This is a genomic window from Lacibacterium aquatile, assembly GCF_042683105.1.
In the GTDB taxonomy this organism is placed as follows: Bacteria; Pseudomonadota; Alphaproteobacteria; order Elsterales; family Elsteraceae; genus Lacibacterium; species Lacibacterium aquatile.
The window spans coordinates 724,379-742,452 of record NZ_JBHUIP010000012.1; the positions used below are offsets into that span (position 1 = coordinate 724,379).

Annotated in this window: 19 protein-coding genes; 10 read left to right on the forward strand and 9 right to left on the reverse strand. The window is 61.9% G+C overall.

Annotation, left to right across the window (positions count from 1 at the left end; genetic code table 11):
• Positions 1 to 25: 25 nt before the first annotated feature.
• Positions 26 to 1,834, reverse strand: coding sequence for an AsmA family protein (locus ACFSM5_RS15045; protein WP_379877271.1), 1,809 nt, complete (start codon positions 1,832 to 1,834; stop codon positions 26 to 28).
• Positions 1,835 to 1,918: 84 nt separating this feature from the next.
• Here ACFSM5_RS15045 and ACFSM5_RS15050 point away from each other — a divergent pair, with 84 nt between their 5' ends.
• Positions 1,919 to 2,221: a hypothetical protein gene (locus ACFSM5_RS15050; RefSeq protein WP_379877272.1), complete on the forward strand. Its 303-nt coding sequence runs from the start codon at positions 1,919 to 1,921 to the stop codon at positions 2,219 to 2,221.
• Positions 2,222 to 2,224: 3 nt separating this feature from the next.
• On the opposite strand, the gene ACFSM5_RS15055 is transcribed toward ACFSM5_RS15050, so the two are convergent.
• Positions 2,225 to 3,277 carry a lipid A deacylase LpxR family protein gene (locus ACFSM5_RS15055; protein ID WP_379877273.1) on the reverse strand — a complete coding sequence of 351 codons (1,053 nt, stop codon included), beginning with the start codon at positions 3,275 to 3,277 and terminating at the stop codon, positions 2,225 to 2,227.
• A gap of 122 nt (positions 3,278 to 3,399) precedes the next feature.
• Between ACFSM5_RS15055 and ACFSM5_RS15060 the strand changes: the two genes are divergently transcribed.
• Positions 3,400 to 5,382, forward strand: coding sequence for an AsmA family protein (locus ACFSM5_RS15060; RefSeq protein ID WP_379877274.1), 1,983 nt, complete (start codon positions 3,400 to 3,402; stop codon positions 5,380 to 5,382).
• A gap of 178 nt (positions 5,383 to 5,560) precedes the next feature.
• On the opposite strand, the gene ACFSM5_RS15065 is transcribed toward ACFSM5_RS15060, so the two are convergent.
• The 3 genes from ACFSM5_RS15065 to ACFSM5_RS15075 all read right to left on the reverse strand — a co-directional run bounded on the left by ACFSM5_RS15065 (position 5,561) and on the right by ACFSM5_RS15075 (position 7,072).
• The gene (locus tag ACFSM5_RS15065) at positions 5,561 to 6,409 is read right to left on the reverse strand and encodes an SDR family oxidoreductase (protein WP_379877276.1); all 849 of its coding nucleotides are present in this window, start codon (positions 6,407 to 6,409) and stop codon (positions 5,561 to 5,563) included.
• A 114-nt stretch (positions 6,410 to 6,523) separates the two neighbouring features.
• Positions 6,524 to 6,829: a hypothetical protein gene (locus ACFSM5_RS15070; protein WP_379877279.1), complete on the reverse strand. Its 306-nt coding sequence runs from the start codon at positions 6,827 to 6,829 to the stop codon at positions 6,524 to 6,526.
• A 72-nt stretch (positions 6,830 to 6,901) separates the two neighbouring features.
• On the reverse strand, positions 6,902 to 7,072 hold the full coding sequence (locus ACFSM5_RS15075) for a DUF3309 family protein (protein ID WP_379877280.1): 171 nt from the start codon (positions 7,070 to 7,072) through the stop codon (positions 6,902 to 6,904).
• 157 nt (positions 7,073 to 7,229) lie between these two features.
• Here ACFSM5_RS15075 and ACFSM5_RS15080 point away from each other — a divergent pair, with 157 nt between their 5' ends.
• Both ACFSM5_RS15080 and ACFSM5_RS15085 read left to right on the forward strand, forming a co-directional pair.
• Positions 7,230 to 7,355, forward strand: a complete 126-nt coding sequence (locus tag ACFSM5_RS15080; RefSeq protein ID WP_379877281.1) for a hypothetical protein — start codon at positions 7,230 to 7,232, stop codon at positions 7,353 to 7,355.
• A gap of 13 nt (positions 7,356 to 7,368) precedes the next feature.
• Entirely contained in the window at positions 7,369 to 7,722 is a 354-nt protein-coding gene (locus ACFSM5_RS15085; RefSeq protein WP_379877282.1) for a DUF2934 domain-containing protein, read from the forward strand.
• On the opposite strand, the gene ACFSM5_RS15090 is transcribed toward ACFSM5_RS15085, so the two are convergent.
• Positions 7,719 to 9,101 carry an aminotransferase-like domain-containing protein gene (locus ACFSM5_RS15090; RefSeq protein ID WP_379877283.1) on the reverse strand — a complete coding sequence of 461 codons (1,383 nt, stop codon included), beginning with the start codon at positions 9,099 to 9,101 and terminating at the stop codon, positions 7,719 to 7,721. The genes ACFSM5_RS15085 and ACFSM5_RS15090 overlap by 4 nt on opposite strands.
• A 109-nt stretch (positions 9,102 to 9,210) precedes the next feature.
• Here ACFSM5_RS15090 and ACFSM5_RS15095 point away from each other — a divergent pair, with 109 nt between their 5' ends.
• Both ACFSM5_RS15095 and ACFSM5_RS15100 read left to right on the forward strand, forming a co-directional pair.
• On the forward strand, positions 9,211 to 10,071 hold the full coding sequence (locus tag ACFSM5_RS15095) for a DMT family transporter (protein WP_379877284.1): 861 nt from the start codon (positions 9,211 to 9,213) through the stop codon (positions 10,069 to 10,071).
• 138 nt (positions 10,072 to 10,209) lie between these two features.
• Positions 10,210 to 10,986: a substrate-binding periplasmic protein gene (locus ACFSM5_RS15100; RefSeq protein WP_379877285.1), complete on the forward strand. Its 777-nt coding sequence runs from the start codon at positions 10,210 to 10,212 to the stop codon at positions 10,984 to 10,986.
• A 58-nt stretch (positions 10,987 to 11,044) separates the two neighbouring features.
• On the opposite strand, the gene ACFSM5_RS15105 is transcribed toward ACFSM5_RS15100, so the two are convergent.
• Together ACFSM5_RS15105 and ACFSM5_RS15110 are read right to left on the reverse strand one after the other, a co-directional pair.
• Positions 11,045 to 11,989 carry a UDP-glucuronic acid decarboxylase family protein gene (locus tag ACFSM5_RS15105; protein WP_379877286.1) on the reverse strand — a complete coding sequence of 315 codons (945 nt, stop codon included), beginning with the start codon at positions 11,987 to 11,989 and terminating at the stop codon, positions 11,045 to 11,047.
• Positions 11,990 to 12,087: 98 nt separating this feature from the next.
• Positions 12,088 to 12,549: a hypothetical protein gene (locus ACFSM5_RS15110; RefSeq protein WP_379877287.1), complete on the reverse strand. Its 462-nt coding sequence runs from the start codon at positions 12,547 to 12,549 to the stop codon at positions 12,088 to 12,090.
• A gap of 159 nt (positions 12,550 to 12,708) precedes the next feature.
• Here ACFSM5_RS15110 and ACFSM5_RS15115 point away from each other — a divergent pair, with 159 nt between their 5' ends.
• The 4 genes from ACFSM5_RS15115 (at position 12,709) to ACFSM5_RS15130 (ending at position 15,954) form a co-directional block, all read left to right on the forward strand.
• Positions 12,709 to 13,305, forward strand: a complete 597-nt coding sequence (locus ACFSM5_RS15115) for an acyltransferase (protein WP_379877288.1) — start codon at positions 12,709 to 12,711, stop codon at positions 13,303 to 13,305.
• A gap of 114 nt (positions 13,306 to 13,419) precedes the next feature.
• On the forward strand, positions 13,420 to 13,893 hold the full coding sequence (locus ACFSM5_RS15120; protein ID WP_379877289.1) for a hypothetical protein: 474 nt from the start codon (positions 13,420 to 13,422) through the stop codon (positions 13,891 to 13,893).
• A gap of 22 nt (positions 13,894 to 13,915) precedes the next feature.
• Positions 13,916 to 15,118, forward strand: coding sequence for a phosphoglycerate kinase (locus tag ACFSM5_RS15125; RefSeq protein ID WP_379877290.1), 1,203 nt, complete (start codon positions 13,916 to 13,918; stop codon positions 15,116 to 15,118).
• Positions 15,119 to 15,207: 89 nt separating this feature from the next.
• On the forward strand, positions 15,208 to 15,954 hold the full coding sequence (locus ACFSM5_RS15130; protein WP_379877291.1) for a substrate-binding periplasmic protein: 747 nt from the start codon (positions 15,208 to 15,210) through the stop codon (positions 15,952 to 15,954).
• 7 nt (positions 15,955 to 15,961) lie between these two features.
• Here the strand turns inward: ACFSM5_RS15130 and ACFSM5_RS15135 are convergent, their stop codons facing one another.
• A complete protein-coding gene (locus ACFSM5_RS15135) occupies positions 15,962 to 17,773 on the reverse strand; it encodes a potassium/proton antiporter (protein WP_379877293.1) in 1,812 nt (603 codons plus the stop codon).
• Positions 17,774 to 18,074: the final 301 nt, after the last annotated feature.

An 18,074-nucleotide genomic window follows, 5' to 3' on the forward strand; every position in this document is an offset into this window, starting at 1 on the left:
TACCTAGAGCCGTTGAAACCCTGGTTTATCGGCAGGCCTTTTTATCCGCGAGCTCCTTCACGTAAGGCGACTCCACGGGCTTGGCCGCGGGCAGGGGCGCATCCTTGCCGGGGCCGACGCCGGGGTCGGCAATGGCGCCGGAAATATGGAGGGGAATATCGAGCGCTAGGGTGCCGCTCGCCTCGCGATCCGATTTGACGCGGATATCGACGGTGCGATTGGGGAGGTCGATGGTGCCGCCGCCGTTGAAGGCGGCTTCCCCCGTCCGCAGGCGCAGCGGTGCCAGGGTCGCAACTCCCTTACGCAAGGAGGCGGTGCTATAGAAGCAACCGACGCCCACCTGACCACTACCCTCGCGCAGGAACCCCCGGATGTCGGTCGAGAGTTTCTCGACCATCGCCCGCGCCGCCCTGCCGCCGGTCATGGCGAAGACGGCGCTGCCGTCGCTGTCGCGCAGGCCGGTGGTCCAGGTCCGGCCCTCCATCGCCAGATCGGCGCGGATATCGATCTTGCCGGTCAGAAGATTTTCGTCGTTGCCAAGGCGTTGGGCCAGGGTCGCAGCCTCGACGCCTTCCGCCGCGGCGGTCAATTCCAGCCGTCCACCGCGCCCGACGCTGGCCAGGGTGCCGGAGGCGAGGATGGTGCCATTGCCAAAGCCGAAGCTGAGCCTTTTAACGGCAATCGAGCCGGGAGCCAGGTGGGTTTCCAGACTCAGTTTTTCCGCCTGCCACCCTTTGTAGCGGGCGGTTCCCGCATCCAGTCGCAGGGCCAGCCGGGTGTCGATTTCGCTGGCCATGGTTAGCGCAGGATCGGACTTTCCGCCTTGCAGACCCTTTGTCAGCCGGTCGAAATCCATCCGGTCGGTGCCAAGGTCGACCGTAATCTCGTCCGGTTCACCGCGGGGATGTTCGGTCAGCGCGGCATTTCCTTTGAGGATGCTATCTGCCAAGCGTCCGTTTGCGTCATTGAGAGTCCAGCGGTCCCCGGTACGGGCGAAAATCCCATCGATCTCGAAACGCTCGGCAATCTTGATGTCGCTGCCGAACACGCGCAGCAGGTCGCTGAAACTATTGGCCCGGCCGGTGAGGCGGCCGCGCACCCCTTCGAAGTCCAGGGGCTCCATCATACTGCCCTGGAAATCGACAACAGCGGTGCGGCTGGCCAGCGACAGATTGGTGCCGAATGGCAGGCTGGCATCGCGCAGCACTTCAAAAGAGGCGGTTTCGCCGACGAGGTTTATCGGATTGCCGTTGTAACTTCCGTCTGCGGCCAACAGGACCGGCTGACTCTCCCCGGCCGACCGGATAGTGGCAGATGAAAGTCCGATAGCGATGGTCTTGCCCGAACCAGTGCGATAGCGGATGTCGCCCTTATCCAGAACGGCCTTTAGAAGGGTCGGAAACTCCCGGCGGTTCTTCGGCACAATACCGCCCGACCCGCCACCGGATCCGAACTCCCAGTTGCCTCGGCCATCCTTGTCCCGCTCCAGCAGGATATGGAGGCCTGCCACATTAAGGGTGCGGTACCGCAACTCACCCTTCAACAGCGGCCAAAGCGCGACATCGCCACTGGCGCTGGCGATCCGGATCATCTCGGGTTCTGAGCCAAAAGCCGCGTTGGCGAGGGTCAGGTCCTTGATCTCGACCCGGGTCGGGTTGCCCCAATCAATCGTCAAAGCACCAATGCGCAAGGGCCGCTCAAGAGAGTCGCTCGCCCGCGCCTCGATCACCGGCTTCCAATCTATGTTCACGACTGTGACCCCGGCGGCGATGGCCGCTAGGCTCAGACAGGTGAGCGTGATGAGCGAAACCTTGGCCAGCCGGTTAAGGCGCATGAAGCATTCCCGACCTCTAAAGGACTAAGAGAGCCATGAAACCAGAGGATTGGGGCGGAACTCGGATGAGATTCTGGCGTTTGCGTGGCAGTGCTTATTGCCGAAGGTGCCGCCATGACCTCGCCGACCTTGCCTCAGCCTCCCAGCATTCAAGATCTGCATGCGTTCGCCTGGCCTGAAATGTTGGTTCTCTGGGGCAATGGAACGGTGGAATTGATCGATCTGGAGCGGGTGATCGAAGGGCGGCCAGGCCTCGCGTCCCTACGCGAACCACAGATCATGCAGTCGGCTCGCCCGACCCTGGGGCATACCGGGATCGAATTCACCGGCGGTCTCAGGATCGACGCAAGCGATCTGGCAGGGGGCGTCGCCCGCCGCCAGCGCTAAGGTTTAGAACCGGAACGAAACGCTAAGGGCGCCGAACTGGTCGGGGTTCTCCTGACCGTCGAATTCCCGCGTGCGGTAGATGTAGGTATAGGCGATGCGCGTATCGCGCCAGACGACTGCGATACCAGCCTGGGCATCCAGGACAAAATGTTTCTTGTCGACGCTGGGGCTGTCGGTCCAGGTGTTGCCGTCCAGGAACATGTTGCGGGCGATAGCCCGCCCGTCAAACCCGGCGAAGAGGTACCAACCGAAATCATCCACGGTCTCGAAATAGCCTGCTCCTGGAAGAGACGGCTGAATACGGGGCGGACCATAGTCATCGGGCAGATTATAGCCAAAGCGCAGGGTGCCGCCGCCATTGGCATAGGTGAAGACATTGCCCAGGGCACCGCCGAAATGGGGCGTTGCATCAATCGACATCCCCCATATATCGCCGGTAGCAAAGGCCCGCAGTGACCGCTGATAGGTGAGCTGGATCGCGGGTTCATTGTTCAATTGGGAACCCCAGCCCTGCGGATGGTTCGAGCCGGTGACCTTATGGACAGCCTTCTGGGTCTCGCCTGCCAAGGCAGCCGGACCAACGACGCCGAGGCTCAACTGAAGCTGATCGAGCTGCCGGCCGGTCTCGGCGATAATCCCGACAGACCCATAGAGCCAACCGGCATAGGGCCGGTCATCGGCATCGGGCACGATGCGGGTGATATCTTTGGGCGTATACATATTCTGGCCCAGGGCATATTCGATCCGGGCCGCGCTCTGATCGGGAAACAGGAATTTCGATCCGCCCTGGATCCAACTGGGAACCTGATCCGGGCTCGATAGCCAGGACAGTTGCACACCGTTGGTGTAGTGACGATCAAAGTTGTTGAAGAGGTCATTCTCGACGGTGAGGCTGAGCGTCCCACTTTCCTTTTTTGGCTCAGGAGCACTCTTGGGCGGCACGGTGGCAGGAGTCTGTGCGGTCTCTTGAGCGTGTGACAAATTTGGGGCCAGTAGAAATCCGGTCATAGCAAGCAGCCAGAGAGCGCTTTGCGCCCGGCCTTCCGTCGATTTCATTCCGGTCAATCCTTCCAAAACTGCGTGCTCTCTGCCGAATTCGCCTCAAGGATATGTCTTTTCTTTGACACTAACAGGATCGTGTCCAGGAACCACCCTTGGGCAATCGGCGTTTCTTATTCATGAAACGCTTATTCCTCTGGATCGTTGCTTCGATAGCGGTTTTGGGCGCGGCGGTGGTTGCGTTCCTCCTGCTGTTCGATTGGAACTGGGTGCGTCAGCCACTGGCGAACCTGCTGTCGGATCGCGCCCACCGGGAATTGGCGATCGGCGGCAATTTCCAAGGACAATGGTCGATGCGACCGCGCCTCGTGGCCGAGGGTATCCGGCTTGCCAATACCGACTGGGGGGCGGAGGAAGATATGATCGCCGCTGACCGGGTGGAGGTGGTGGTCGATCTCTGGAAACTGCTTGAAGGGCGGTTGGAGCTGCCGGAAGTCACGCTGATCAATCCAAAGGTCGCCCTGGAGCGCCGCAAGGACGGCAGCGCCAACTGGACCTTCGGCGTTGAAGAGGCCGCCAAGGTGATCGCTCCGGAAGATCGCACGGAAATGCCGGTGATCGGCCGCCTGACGATCAAGGGCGGCCAGATTCTCTATAAGGACGAGCCTCTTAACCTCCAGCTGGACGGCAAGATTGCCTCGATCGAAGGGGACGGTGGCGACGGCGATCAGCCGATTCATCTGGAGGGCAATGGCCGTCTCCAGGGGCGGCCCTTCACCTTGAAACTCGACGGCGGATCGCTACTGAGCCTGCGTGAGTCAGAGGCGCCGTACCCGATCAAGGGCAATATCGCCTTCGGCGCTACTTCGGCGCAGATTGACGGCCAATTGGGGGATCCGATCCGCTTCGAGGGGGTCGATCTGCGTTTGCGCCTTAAGGGGCCTGACCTGGCGCAGTTGGCGCCGCTGCTGCGCGCCCCGCTGCCCGCCACCCCACCCTATGAGCTTTCCGGCCGACTGGGACGCGAGGGCGACATCTGGCGCATCCGCGATACCGCCGGTCGCATCGGCAAGAGCGATATCGCTGGAACGATCCTGGTCGATGTAGGCCGCCCGCGCCTCTATATCGAGGCAGATCTGACCTCCAAGAAACTCGATTATCGCGACGTCGGATCGCTGATCGGTATCCCACCGGAACCCGAACCCCCCGCAAAGCCCGCGCCGCAGCCGCGCGCCGCAGTCGATCCCAATGCTCCGCCTGCCCCGCCGCCCGCGCCTCGCCGAATTCTGCCGGACGCCCCGCTGCAGGTGGATCTGGTGCGGGCGACGGATGCCAAGGTCAAATTCCGGGGCGAGGATGTGGTGGCCCCGAATGCGCCGCTCGGCGCAACGGAACTGGATCTCGATCTGAAGGACGGCGTGCTGAAGCTGGCGCCGCTCAAGGTCGAAGTGGCAGGCGGTAACGCCAATGCCAATATCACCATCGATGCCCGCACCCGGACCGTGAAGACGAACTACGACATCCGCCTCTCAAAGTTCGAGTTGAAGCGCTTCCTGGATGATGCAGGGCTCAAGGATGCGGGGAGTGGCCGGATCGACGGCCGCATCCAGCTGACAGGCACCGGGGACACCGTGCGTGAAAGCCTGGGCTCGGCCAATGGCGACATCCGCATCTCCATGGGCAAGGGCCATATCTCGACCCTGGCGATGGAGTTGATTGGCCTGGATGCAATGGAAGCTGTTGGCTTCCTGATCGGCGGCGACAAGAAGGCCGAAATCCGCTGCTTCCTGACCGATATGCGCGTGGAGAACGGGATCGCGACGCCGCGTATCGCCCTGCTCGATACGTCTGATACCAACGTCACCATCGATGGGCCGATCAGCCTGAAAGATGAAACGCTCAAACTGCGCGTCATGGGTAATCCCAAGGATCCCAGCCTGTTGAGTGCCCGCAGTCCGATCACGATTGGCGGCTATCTCTCGCAGCCATCTATCGGGATCGATGCAGCCGCTCTGGCAGCTCGGGGCGCCGGTGCGGTTGCGCTGGGGGTGCTGCTTACGCCGCTCGCCTCGATCCTCGCCTTCATTGAACCGGGGCTGGAGCAGGACAGCGACTGCAATGCCCTGCTGAAAGCCAATCCGAAGGTTCAGACGCGGGGGTAGGTTTGCCACCCAAAAACATTGTCATCCCGGCCCCCGAGCCGGGATCCGGCCATAGCGATGGCCTGCCTCAAGCGGTGCATGGCAACAAACAACGGCCGGATCCCGGATCAAGTCCGGGATGACGAGGGTTATTGTTTGCTCGAAGCGACCCCGGATGACGAGGTCAACTTCATGAGGCTCAGGAATTCACAATTGTTCCGCCATTGGGGTGCACTACCTGCCCGGTCATATAGGCGGCGTCCGCGCTGGCGAGGAACACATGGCAGCTGGCGACTTCCCAGGGTTGGCCGGGCCGCTGCATCGGTGCACTCGACCCATGTTCCGATACCCGGTCGGCATCGAAGGAGGCTGGGATCAGCGGGGTCCAGATTGGCCCCGGAGCCACGGCATTGACGCGGATGCCTCGCTCCACGAGTGCTAATGCCAGGGAGCGGGTGAAGGCGACGATGGCTCCACGAGTGGCGGCATAGTCGATCAACGTCGGGCTGCCCTTGTAGGCCGTGACCGAGGTCGTATTGACGATGGCGCCACCCCGGGGCAGATGGGGCAGGGCGCGCCGGGTCATGTGGAAATAGCCAAAGACATTGGTGCTGAAGGTGCGCTCCAGCTGCTCCGGGCTGATATCCAGCGGATCTTCGGCAACATGCTGTTCGGCTGCGTTATTGACCAGAATATCCAAGCGGCCCAGTTCGGTCACCGCCTGCTCGACGGCCATGCGGCAGAAATCATCCTGGCCGATATCGCCTGCCATGCGGAAGGCGCGTTGCCCCTCCTGCTGAACCAGCCTGACCGTTTCGGCCGCATCCTCATGTTCATTGAGGTAGAGGATCGCGATATCCGCCCCTTCACGGGCCATGCCGACTGCCACCGCGCGTCCGATCCCGCTGTCGCCGCCGGTGATCAGGGCGACCTTGCCTTTCAGACGTCCGACGCCGGGGAAGCGGGGTTCGAACTCCGGTCGGGGATCCATCTCGGCTTCGATGCCCGGTTGGCTGATCTGGGCCTGGGGCGGCAGCGTCTGGGTCATAATCTTCTCCTTGGCGCGCGGGCACCCAAGGGGAACACGGGGCGACTGTCCTGGTTCCGGCAAAAAAAGCCGCCGTCCGGGGGGACGACGGCCTTGGGAGGACTATCGAAGCGGTCAGTGATGCTCGCTCGAACGCGGGCTGTGCTTGCCGGGACCGGCGGCTTTATCGGACGGCTGGAGTGCGCCCAATTCGTCCAGAGCTGCCTGGACCTTCACCAGCTCCTCGGCGGTACGGCCGGTCGATTCGCCGCTCATCGCCTCTTCGCTGGCGACCATCAGCTCGCGCAGATCATATTCCCACTGCGCCAGCAGCTTGATTTTCTGATCACGGGTCAGCGCTGCGGCCAGGGCGATATCCCCCGGTTTGGAGAAGTGTTTGCTGACATCCGTAAGCACATTGTCGAATTCTTCAGCGTTCATGGCAGTTCTCCTTAGATCACAGGATCCGTGGCTCCGATAACTAAACGCATGGGGATCGGGAAAAGATCCGGATCAGATGCGGCCGGCGGGCAGATAACCCAAGAGCAGCAGAATGATCAGGATCAGCAGAATCAGACCGATGCCGCCGACCGGGCGATAGCCCCAGCTCCGGCTGTGCGGCCAGGCGGGAAGCGCCCCCAGCAGCATCAGGATAAGGATCACGATCAGTATGGTGCTGAGCATCTTCGGCTCCTTTTTTGACGTCTCTTCCCGGACATAACTTAACCCGGGCCATTTGGTTCCAGAGCTTGGCGGTTTCTTGCTCTGAGGGAACCGAGACGCATTCCCACCGTTAAAGGAACGAGGGCGCGACTGACCGTTCCAACGGAAGGAGGCCACCATGACCGAACTCAACAAGACCGAAGCGCGGCAGGGGGTGACCCTGCACCACATGCGCTATGTGCTGGGAATTTCACTGGCGCTGGTCATCGTGCTGATGGCCGGGCTCTACGTTTACTTCGCTTGATAGGAGACGGCAGATGCAGGACCGGGAACAGCGGGTTAGCCATTGGGCCTATCGTATTTGGTTGGCCGAGGGCCAGCCGGAAGGCAGGTCGGATGTTCACCATCGTCTCGCCGAGGCGATGATCGATATGCAGGACGCGGATCAGGCGGCGGCGGCAGCACCCAAGGCCAGGGCCGCACCGCGCAAGAAATCGGTCAAGCCCGCCAGCAAAAAGGCGAATGCCCAGGTCGACGCGATGCTCGCCATCGAAGATCCCAAACAATCGCCGGGCAAGCCGGGCCACAAGGTGCGGGCGGCAAAGAACCCGACGTCCCGCAAGGATACGCTACGGCCGTCGCCCGAACCGCACGGCAAAGCCGTGCATTAATCCGCCATCGCCCGCGCCAGCGCCTCGAAAATCCGGGGGCTGGCGCTTTGGGCGGCATTGAATCGCAGATACCGACCGGCACTCTGGGAAATGCTGAAGACATTCCCGGGTGCCAGCACGATGTCCTCCGTCAGAATCTTGCGGGATAGGTCGGCGCTGTCGATGCCATCAGGCAGGCAGGCCCAAAGGAACATGCCGCCGCGTGGCTCCGTCCAGAGGCTGCAACCTATGGCCTCCAGGCGCCGCGCGGTTTCCGACCGTGCACCCGCCAAACGGGTTTTCAGTCCTTCCACATGGCGCCGATAACTGCCGTCCGTCAGCAACTGATGGACAAGCCGCGCCGACAGATCGGCATTTCCAAAAGACGTTGCCAGCTTCAGGTCGGTCAGCCCCTCGACCCACTCGGGCTTGGCCGCGATATAGCCGCAGCGGACCGACGCTGAGAGCGTCTTCGAAAAACTCCCCAGATAGACCACGCGCTCCAGCCCGTCGAGGGCTGCGAGGCGGACGGTGCCCTCGCCCGCGAAGTCACCGAAGATGTCATCCTCCAGAATCAGAAAATCCTGCTCTTCGGCGAGTTTCAGCAGCCGGAAAGCCTGGGCGGGGGCAAGGCTGGCGCCGGTGGGATTCTGTAGGCTGGCGTTGGTCAGATAGAGCTTTGGGCGATGCCGGGCAGCCAGTTGTTCCATCACGGCCAGATCCGGGCCGTCGGGCGTCTGCGGAACGCCATGGGCCTGGACGCGGTGGGCTTGTAGGACGGACAGGAAATTGAAGTAACAGGGATCGTCGATCAGCACCGTGTCACCGGGTGCCAGCAGGAAGCGGCAGACAAGATCGATGGCCTGGCTGCCGCTTTCGGTCAGCAGGATCTGCGAAGGTGGGGCCGCGATCCCGCGCTCCCCCAGCCGTCGCTCCAACTGCTGGCGCAGGGGCGGGAATCCGAGAGGCGTGCCATAATCGACAAGTCCTGCGCCAGCGCCACGCGCGGCCGTCCGCAGCGCCTTGCGGATACTATCGACCGGCAACCAGCTTTCCGGCAGCCAGCCACAGCCGGGGCGTTGGTCGCCATCTCCCTCCAAGGCCTGACGCATGATCCAAAGCGGATCGATGGCGCGGTCAATCCGCCGCCCGACCTCTGTCAGGGCGAACGGCGCCGTCCGCCCGGTGACATAAAATCCCGATCCGGGACGCGCCTGGATAGCACCATCCCCTGCCAAACGGTCGTAGGCCTCGACCACTGTGGATTTGGAGACGCCCTGGCTGGCTGCCAACTGGCGGATCGACGGCAGTTTGGCGCCCGAGGCCAATTCCCGTGCGGCGATCCGGCGGGTGATCGATGCCATAACCTGTTCGACAAGGCGTGGGGCGCTTTCTGCCATCCGTATCGTCCTCTGGACCGGTACAGTTTTGCAAAATTGTACTGCTCTGTCCCTGGCGGCGCTAGCGCTATTCCCGCATGCTCTCCTGACGTTTGAAAAGGAGCGGGTCATGAAGCGCGGGAATGTGGGTTGGATCAGCGGCTTTCTGGGGGTGCTGATCTTCAGCGGATCGTTGCCCGCCACGCGGGTGGCTGTCGCCGTCTTCGATCCCATCGCGCTGACCGCCCTGCGGGCGACTATTGCCGGATTGCTGGCTCTGCCGTTGCTGCTGATTACCCGGCAGCCCATGCCCTCTAAAGGCGATATCGCATCACTCGTGACGGTAGCGCTGGGGGTCGTGGTTGGGTTTCCGCTTCTGACCGCCCTGGCACTTCAATATGTGACGTCCGCCCATGCGATCCTTTTTGTCGGTCTGCTGCCGATTGCGACGGCGCTGTTTGGTGTTTTGCGGGCCGGGGATAAGCCGCGCCCGATCTTCTGGCTGTTTGCGGTGCTTGGCAGCGGGTGCGTCGTTTCCTACGCGCTTTTCCAGATCAAGGGCGAAGGCAATCTGATCGGCGATGGGTTGATGCTGGCGGCGATTGTCGTCTGCGGTTTTGGCTATGCCGAGGGCGCGCGCCTGTCGCGGCATCTGGGGGGCTGGCAGGTAATTTCCTGGGCGCTGGTCGTTTCTCTGCCCGTCATGGTCGTATTGAGCGTGTCTTATTGGCCGGACTGGAGCCGCGTCGATACCCCGGCCTACATCTCGCTCGCCTATGTCTCGCTCTTCTCGATGCTGATCGGTTTTTTCTTCTGGTACCACGGCCTGGCGCGAGGCGGGGTTGCCCAAATCGGGCAGCTACAGTTGCTGCAACCGTTCTTCGGTCTCGCCCTGGCTGCTGGGTTGCTGGGCGAGGCGGTGGGCTGGCCGCTCGTGGCTGTTACTCTGGCAGTTGTTGGCTGCGTTGCGATGTCTAAGAAATACTCATAACTGAATGCGATTAATTATAATATTACATCATGTTTGTAAAAATAATAATCCGTTAATTATTTGGACTTTAACGTCGTTCATCCGGTAGCGCTTTGGGGAGGGGCAAGGCCGGACAATTGAACGATGGGGGAAGGTATGATGTCTCGTTTTTCCGTCGCGGTCCTGCTGGCCGCGGCGGCGGTCAGTGGTACGGCGCTGGCCAAGGAAAAAGTCCGGCTGCTCGCTGATTCCGAATATCCGCCCTATGTCGCCGGTAGCGGAGCGGCCACCAAGGGCATGTATGTCGATATCCTGAAAGCGGCGGCTGATCGCATGACCGACTATGAGGTCGAGATCGATGGTGTGCCCTGGAAGCGGGGGCTCAAGGATATCGAGGATGGTACGGCGCTTGGCATCGTGCCGCCCTATAAGCGCCCCGACTCGCGCCCCTGGATGCAGCCCTATTCCGAGGTCCTGTTCGAAGAGCAGATCGTGGTCTACTGCCATTCCGACGCGGCGGCCAAGGTCGCAGGCGCGGCCTTCCCCGCGGGCTATAAAGGCCTCTCCTTCGGCAATAACGCCGGGTTCCAGGCGAGCCCCGACCTGCTGGCCATGAGCCAGAAGGGGGAGGTGAAGATCGAAGAGGCCCAGACAACGGAAGCCAATCTGCGCAAGCTAGTGGCAGGCCGGATCGACTGTTACTCCAACGACAAGGTGGGCATCGACAGTGTGCTCGCCAGCATTCCGGCGGGCCAACGAAGCAAGCAGCCGGTGGAAACGGCCGTGGTGCAGAAAGAGGCCGCGTTCGTGGGCTATTCCAGCGGATTCCAAGCTCCCTACAAGGCCGATTTTATCGCCAAACTGGATGCGGCGCTGAAAGCCATCAAGGCCGACGGGACGCTGGACGCCATCGTCAAGCGCTATACGGGAATGTAAAAATGCAAAAGGGCCGCTGGAAACAGCGGCCCTTTTCTTTTCCCGAAGATCCTGTCGCTTAAGCGACGAACTTGCGGAAGTAGGCGATGGTCTGCTTCAGACCTTCTTCCAGATTGACCTTCGGTTCCCAACCCATGGTCTTCTTGGCCAGGGTGATGTCGGGCTTGCGGCGGGTCGGATCATCCTGCGGTAGCGGCATATAGATGATCTTGGACTTCGAACCGGTCAGCTCGATGACCTTTTCGGCCAGTTCCTTGACGGTCATTTCGGTCGGATTGCCGATATTGACCGGGCCGGTGACGCTGTCGTCGGTTGCCATCAGACGGATGAAGCCTTCGATCAGATCCGACTGGAAGCAGAAGCTGCGGGTCTGGCTGCCATCGCCATAGAGGGTGATGTCCTTGCCTTCAAGCGCCTGGATGATGAAGTTCGACACCACGCGCCCGTCGTTCGGGTGCATGCGCGGGCCGTAGGTATTGAAGATGCGCGCGACTTTGATGCGCAGCTTGTGCTGGCGCCAATAGTCGAAATACAGCGTCTCGGCGGCGCGCTTGCCTTCGTCGTAGCAGGCGCGGGGGCCGATGGGATTGACGTTGCCGCGATAGCTTTCGACCTGCGGATGGACTTCCGGGTCGCCATAGACTTCCGAGGTCGAGGCCAGGAAGATCTTGGCGCGCACGCGCTTGGCCAGGCCCAGCAGATTGATCGCGCCATGGACCGAGGTCTTGGTCGTCTGCACCGGATCGAACTGGTAATGGATCGGCGACGCGGGGCAGGCGAGGTTATAGATCTCGTCAACCTCGACATAGAGCGGGAAGGTCACATCGTGACGCATCACCTCGAAATGCGGGTTCGAGAAGAGATGCGCGATATTGTCCTTGGAGCCCGTGAAGTAGTTGTCGACGCACAGGACGTCGTTGCCTTCATTGAGCAGACGCTCGCACAGGTGCGAGCCGAGAAAACCCGCGCCACCGGTGACTAGAATTCGCTTGCGAGAGAGCATGGGCTTTTCGATCGCTTCTTGTTTGAGGTTGAGGCGTAACTATAAAGACGGCGCGCGGCTCACACGCTACTGAAATTTCTGCAACCTTGCCGTTAACATCAGGCCTTCAAACCGGCAAGCCAGCTCTGGAACGCCGGGGCGGCCAGGTCGGCGCGCATGCGGTCGACCATGCGCAGGACCGGAGCCTTTTCGTTCGGGCCACAGGCGGCGCTGTCGCCGGGCTGATTGCGGGCTTTCCGGCCAGCTTCGTAAGCCGCGGTCACCCAACCCTTCTGGGCGCCCTGGGGCGTCGGAACCTTGGCGTCGATGCCTTTGATCTGACCGTCGAGGTCGCTCCAGCCGATGGCGCAGGCATCGGCGGTTTCCACCACCTGCGCCGCTGCGGCTGCCAGAGCTTCGAGGTCATAGATGTCGTTGAGGGCGACGCCGCCCACTTCGACGATATTGCCGCTCGGCTTGGCAGCCGTGCCAGTGACAGGACCGGCTGATCCGGCGTCCTGGGTCTGACAGGCGGCGAGCGAGAGAGAGGCGAGGAGCACTGCGGTCGTGATTTTGAGCATGATACGGCTATCTCAAGCTGCAGATTGCGGCAGGGTGATGGCGAGGCTTCTAACCCGCTTTTCCCACGACGGGAAGCTTGGTCTTAGGGGGCGAGCATATTGTCGCCATTTCGCTGCCGTTTGCTAAGCCTCCCCCAACGATAGTCCGAGGCTGGATTCATGATTTCCGACGTGCTGGCTGTGCTGCGGACCCTGCGGACGAAATGGCTGCTCTGGCGCCATCGCCGGGTCGTCACGACTGCGCCGGGTGTTCATATCGGGCCGGATGTTCGCCTCTGGGCGCCCAGCCACATCCGCCTTGGCGAGAATACCTATCTTGGGCGCGAGGTGATGATAGAGGCCAATGTCAGCCTCGGGCGCCATTGCATGGTGGCCAACCGCGTCGCCTTTGTCGGGCGCTTCGATCATGACTATCGCGCGCTGGGCGTTCCGACCCGCTTTGCCCCCTGGATCGGCGATGCCGACTTTCCGCCCGAAAAGAAAGCGGCGGAGATTACGGTGGAAGACGATGTCTGGATCGGCTTTGGCGCGATCCTGCTGGCCGGGATCACTGTCGGGCGTGGCGCGGTGGTCGCGGCTGGAGCCGTTGTTTCCGCAGACGTGCCATCCTATGCCATCGTCGGCGGTGTTCCCGCCAAGGTGATCGGCAACCGTTTCTCTGCCGACGAAGCTTTGGCCCATGAGGCGAAGATGGCTAAGACGGAGTTCATGGTGTCACCCAAGGGGCAGGCGCACCGGGTGATACGGCCTTTGTGAGTTCCTGGCCGCCGGGCTCTGTGGGGAGATTTCCTAAAATCCCGCGCGATTGTCCCGCTGTCATACGCTTGCAATCCCTAGCGTCCCGCGCGTTGCAATGCTACATCAGAGACCGTGAGTATCCATCGTTATCCTCCGCGCTCGCTCAGCACCGACTATTACCGCGCCAGCGGCGGCATTGCTGTGACGTTGCTTCCCCTGCTGGTCATCCGTCCGGATTGGCCTGTCGCCCTTATTTTCCTGCTGGTCGCAGCCCTGTGCGGTTACTTCTTCTATCGCACCATGGAGCGGCATCGGCTGGTTATCGGGCTGGATGACGAGGGGATTTTTGCCCGCGGCTTCAACGCGGTGGAGATCCGCTGGACCGATATGTCGCGCTTCCATCTGAATTATTACACCCTGCGGCGCGATCGCACGGGTGGTTGGATGGAACTTGTGGTCCGCGCAGGCGATAAGACTATCAAGATCGATAGTCGGCTTGAGGATTTCGTGACGGTGGTGCGCCGCGCCCATAGCGCCGCCCGCCAGAACCGCCTGCCGATGACGCCGATCACGCAAGCGAACCTGATGGCCTTGCGCATCTTCTAACGTCCTTCCCAAGGTGAGTTTCATGGCTGCATTCCGTACCATCGACCAGCTCGACGTTGCCGGTCGCCGCGTTCTTGTGCGCGTCGATCTCAATGTCCCGATGAAGGATGGCGTCGTCACCGACGCAACCCGTATCGAGCGCGCGGCCGAAACGCTGAAGCAGCTCGCATCCAAGGGTGCCAAGGTCATCGTGCTGTCGCACTTCGGCCGCCCGAAGGATGGCCCGTCCAAGGAATTCAGCCTGGAGCAGCTGCACCAACCGCTGGCAGCCGTCCTGCCCGGCATCCAGGTGCGCTTTGCCCATGACAGCATTGGTCCCGCCGCCGAAGGCGCGGTCGAGGATCTGCCGAACGGTGCGGTCCTGCTGCTGGAGAACGTCCGATTCCATAAGGGCGAGGAAAAGAACGACCCAGCTTTTGTCGAAGCGCTCGCCAAGCTCGGCGATCTCTACGTCAATGACGCCTTCTCGGCCGCTCACCGCGCCCATGCGTCGACTGAAGGCCTGGCTCACAAGCTGCCCGCCGCCGCCGGTCGCCTGATGCAGGCCGAACTGGAAGCGCTGAACAAGGCGCTGGGCAACAGCGGTCGCAAGGGCGTTGTCGCCATGGTCGGCGGCGCCAAGGTTTCGACCAAGCTCGATATCCTGACCAACCTCGTTACCCGCGTCGAAGCGCTGGTGGTGGGCGGCGCGATGGCGAATACCTTCCTGTTCGCCCAAGGCCACGATGTCGGCGCGTCCCTGTGCGAACGCGACATGGCCGATACCGCGCGCGACATCCTGAAGCGCGCCGAAGCGGCGAACTGCAAGATCGTGCTGCCGGTCGACGGCGTTGTCGCCTCCGAATTCAAGGCCAATGCCGCCAACGAGACGGTTCCCGCGACCAAGATCCCGGCGGGCAAGATGATGCTCGATATCGGCCCCGCCAGCGTCAAGGAAGCGGCGGCGGCCTTCGCCAATGCCTCCACCTTGGTTTGGAATGGCCCGGCGGGTGCCTTCGAAATCGAACCCTTCGACAAGGGCACCAATGCTCTTGCCCAGGAAGCCGCTAAGCTGACCAAGGCCGGTAAGCTGATCTCGGTTGCGGGCGGCGGCGATACCGTCGCGGCCCTGGCCCATGCGGGAGTTGCTGACGATTTCACCTATATCTCCAGCGCGGGCGGTGCCTTCCTGGAATGGCTCGAGGGCAAGGAGCTGCCGGGCGTTGCGGCGCTCGAAAAGGCCTGAGCCGGGCGTTAAGCCGGTGCAAACGACTTAAATCTATAGAAACAAACTACCGGGTTTTCAGCAGCGGCGTGTCAGGTCACACTCGTGACATGACACGCCGCTATTTTTTTCTTCCGCTATTTGCACTGAGCGCCCTAACAGCCCAGTCAACGCAAGCCGAGGTATTTCATTTCGGCTCGGTCGACTGGCCACCCTATACCGACAGTACATTGCCCGATGGTGGCGTTTTCACCGCCATCGTGCGGGCAGCCCTGGCTGCCGAGGGCCATGGCATGGAGGTCAGCTACCAGCCCTGGCTGCGGACAGTCCGCGATGTTTCCAACAATCCCGACGCCGCCGGGGCCTTTCCGATCTATTCCGAGGATCTGGGTCTGGAGGATGGCTTCAGCCCCTCCCCGCCCCTGATGCATAGCCCGCTTGGCTTGGCGGAACGCACCGCCTATCCTTTGCGGGACTGGCAGACGGTAGAGGGACTCAATCCCTATCGGATTGGCGTCGTGCTGGGATATTCCAACGGTGTCGCCTTCGATGCCGCGATGGAATCCCGTAAGCTCTGGACTGAAGTGGCCCCCAACGATCTCGCCAACCTGCGCAAACTGGCCTCTGGCCGCCTGGACGCCGCTGTGGTTGACCAGATCGTTCTGGCTCATTTTCAGCGGCAGCACGCCAAGGAACTGAACGGCATCCGGTTTCATCGCCGCCTTTTGGAGATGAAGGACCTGCATGTGGCCTTCAAGATCACGACGACCGGTCAGAGGGCGCAGGAAAGCCTGTTGCGCGGCCTAGCCAAAATCGACCCAGACCTGATCGCGCGGGAATGGTTCTGCCAGCAATGAACGTCAGTCAGGCGGCGCGCTTTCCGCGGAAGATCCCGCCGACAACCCGCCGAACACTCTGAGCGGCCGCGACCCAACGCTCCATCCCCTCGGGGGGTCGTTCGGGCTCAAGCTCGATACCGACACGGGTGACGATCTCGTCCTCAACCCCCTGCACGATCAGTTCGATGGGGTCCAGCTTCAGACGGTCGCCGACCGCCGGATGGGCCGACAGGCGCTCCATCATATAGGACGCGATCGTGGTCTCGCGCTCATCCGCCGGAACCGGGACCCCGTAGAGGCGTGAAAGCTGGTCCAGGGTCGCCAGACCTTCGATGCTGAATTCACCCAGCAGCATGCCGGGGTCGGATCGGCGGTTCGTCTTGGCGCCCAGCAGACGGTCCAGCACCGGCAGTTCGTCCTGGCGGGCGGCGATCATCAGATAGTCATCCGCCACCAGGAAGCCCGCGGCCTCGGTCGACAGCGCATGGCCATCGCGCACGATCAGCAGCAGACGTACCCCTTCGGGCAGCATCAGGCTTCCCGCCAGCTTGCCCACAACGCCGCTTTCAGCCGCCAGACGATAACCGGCAACAGTCGATCCGCCCTGCTTGGCACCCGGCAGCTCCAGATCGACGCGGGTCGGCGGCGCGGGGGGCGCGGGAACGATAAGACGCAGCAGCTTGGCCGCCGGGGCAATAGTCCAGCCCTGTACCAGCAGGGAGGCGATCACGACCACGAAGGCGATGGTGAAATAGTTACGACCGCCAGGGGCGTTCGCCAGCACCGGCACCAGCGCCAGGAAAATCGGCACCGCGCCGCGCAAGCCGACCCACGATACAAAGGCGATCTCGCGCAGATTGAACCCAAAAGGCTTCAGGGACAAGAAGGTCGCGACCGGCCGCGCCACCAGCATCAGCACGATGGCCAAAACCAGCGCCTGGGGCAGCAGGCCGACGAGGCTATGGGGCGTAACCAGCAGACCCAACATCAGGAAGAGGACGATCTGACTGAGCCAGGCGAAGGCGTCGACGAATTTTTCGATGCTGGCTGTCGTCCGATGGTGCTGATTGCCGACGATGATGCCAACCAGATAGACCGCCAGGAAGCCGCTGCCATGAACCGACTGCGCGAGGCCGAAGGTCAGCATCGCCCCCGCCAGCGCCAGGATCGGATAGAGGCCGCCCCCCACCAGCTTGACGCGCTTCAACACCCACAGCAGGGCAAAACCGCCCGCAACACCCAGGACACCGCCGCCGATCATCTGCATGGCGAACATCAGGAACGGGTTGGTCGCGCTTTCCCGGGCGGTCAGCATCTCGACCAGCATCATGGTCAGGAAGATCGCCATCGGATCATTGATGCCGGACTCGACCTCCAGCGTCGCCTTCACGCGGCTGTGCACTTCGACATTATTCTGGCGCATCAGACTGAAGACAGCCGCCGCATCGGTCGATGCGACGATGGCGCCGGTCAGCAGCGCCTGGGTCCAGGTGATGCCGCCGAACAACATGGCGACGGCGGCGACGATCCCTGTGGTGATAACGACACCGACGGTCGCAAGGCTTAAGGCGGGCGGACCGGCCGATTTGAAGGCGGAAAAATGCGTGCGCATCCCGCCTTCGAACAGGATCACCGCCAGCGCGATCGAGCCGACGGTATAAGCGCCTTGGAAATCATTATAGATGATGCCGCCCGGCCCATCCTCGCCCGCCAGCATGCCAAGCCCCAGGAATACCAGCAGCAAAGGAGCGCCTACCCGCGCCGACAACATGCCGGCGAAGATGCTCAGCAGCACCAGGGCGGCGCCGAGCAATATCAGGTGGTGGCTGGCTTCCATTGCCGCATAAGCCTCCCGTGATGGGGATGGGTCAGAAAATTACTCTGACCGCCCAAGGGAGAAACCACAAGGGAAAGGCGAAAGCGTGACATTAAAAGGAGTTAAAGCGTGATCTTGAGGCGGAGTGAGGGGAGCGGAGGGGTAACAGGGTACCGTAACCCACTTCTCTACCGCCGTCATCCCGTGGCTTGACCACGGTATCTCCTCCGAGGGCGTTTCCTTAGAAGTCTCGTCATCCTTATCTGTTGCGGTCTGTTTCTGAGAGAGCAGACTTGAGACGGTCGCCGAGCCCTGCGTCATC

Excerpts from the sequence above, each read along its gene's own strand:
- ACFSM5_RS15060 (WP_379877274.1), top strand. The coding sequence starts at position 3,400 with ATGAAACGCTTATTCCTCTGGATCGTTGCTTCGATAGCGGTTTTGGGC.
- ACFSM5_RS15100 (WP_379877285.1), top strand. The coding sequence starts at position 10,210 with ATGTCTCGTTTTTCCGTCGCGGTCCTGCTGGCCGCGGCGGCGGTCAGT.
- ACFSM5_RS15055 (WP_379877273.1), bottom strand. The coding sequence starts at position 3,277 with ATGAAATCGACGGAAGGCCGGGCGCAAAGCGCTCTCTGGCTGCTTGCT.
- ACFSM5_RS15090 (WP_379877283.1), bottom strand. The coding sequence starts at position 9,101 with ATGGCAGAAAGCGCCCCACGCCTTGTCGAACAGGTTATGGCATCGATC.
- ACFSM5_RS15105 (WP_379877286.1), bottom strand. The coding sequence starts at position 11,989 with ATGCTCTCTCGCAAGCGAATTCTAGTCACCGGTGGCGCGGGTTTTCTC.
- ACFSM5_RS15085 (WP_379877282.1), top strand. The coding sequence starts at position 7,369 with ATGCAGGACCGGGAACAGCGGGTTAGCCATTGGGCCTATCGTATTTGG.
- ACFSM5_RS15115 (WP_379877288.1), top strand. The coding sequence starts at position 12,709 with ATGATTTCCGACGTGCTGGCTGTGCTGCGGACCCTGCGGACGAAATGG.
- ACFSM5_RS15095 (WP_379877284.1), top strand. The coding sequence starts at position 9,211 with ATGAAGCGCGGGAATGTGGGTTGGATCAGCGGCTTTCTGGGGGTGCTG.
- ACFSM5_RS15070 (WP_379877279.1), bottom strand. The coding sequence starts at position 6,829 with ATGAACGCTGAAGAATTCGACAATGTGCTTACGGATGTCAGCAAACAC.
- ACFSM5_RS15065 (WP_379877276.1), bottom strand. The coding sequence starts at position 6,409 with ATGACCCAGACGCTGCCGCCCCAGGCCCAGATCAGCCAACCGGGCATC.
- ACFSM5_RS15080 (WP_379877281.1), top strand. The coding sequence starts at position 7,230 with ATGACCGAACTCAACAAGACCGAAGCGCGGCAGGGGGTGACCCTGCAC.
- ACFSM5_RS15125 (WP_379877290.1), top strand. The coding sequence starts at position 13,916 with ATGGCTGCATTCCGTACCATCGACCAGCTCGACGTTGCCGGTCGCCGC.
- ACFSM5_RS15135 (WP_379877293.1), bottom strand. The coding sequence starts at position 17,773 with ATGGAAGCCAGCCACCACCTGATATTGCTCGGCGCCGCCCTGGTGCTG.
- ACFSM5_RS15110 (WP_379877287.1), bottom strand. The coding sequence starts at position 12,549 with ATGCTCAAAATCACGACCGCAGTGCTCCTCGCCTCTCTCTCGCTCGCC.
- ACFSM5_RS15075 (WP_379877280.1), bottom strand. The coding sequence starts at position 7,072 with ATGCTCAGCACCATACTGATCGTGATCCTTATCCTGATGCTGCTGGGG.
- ACFSM5_RS15130 (WP_379877291.1), top strand. The coding sequence starts at position 15,208 with ATGACACGCCGCTATTTTTTTCTTCCGCTATTTGCACTGAGCGCCCTA.
- ACFSM5_RS15045 (WP_379877271.1), bottom strand. The coding sequence starts at position 1,834 with ATGCGCCTTAACCGGCTGGCCAAGGTTTCGCTCATCACGCTCACCTGT.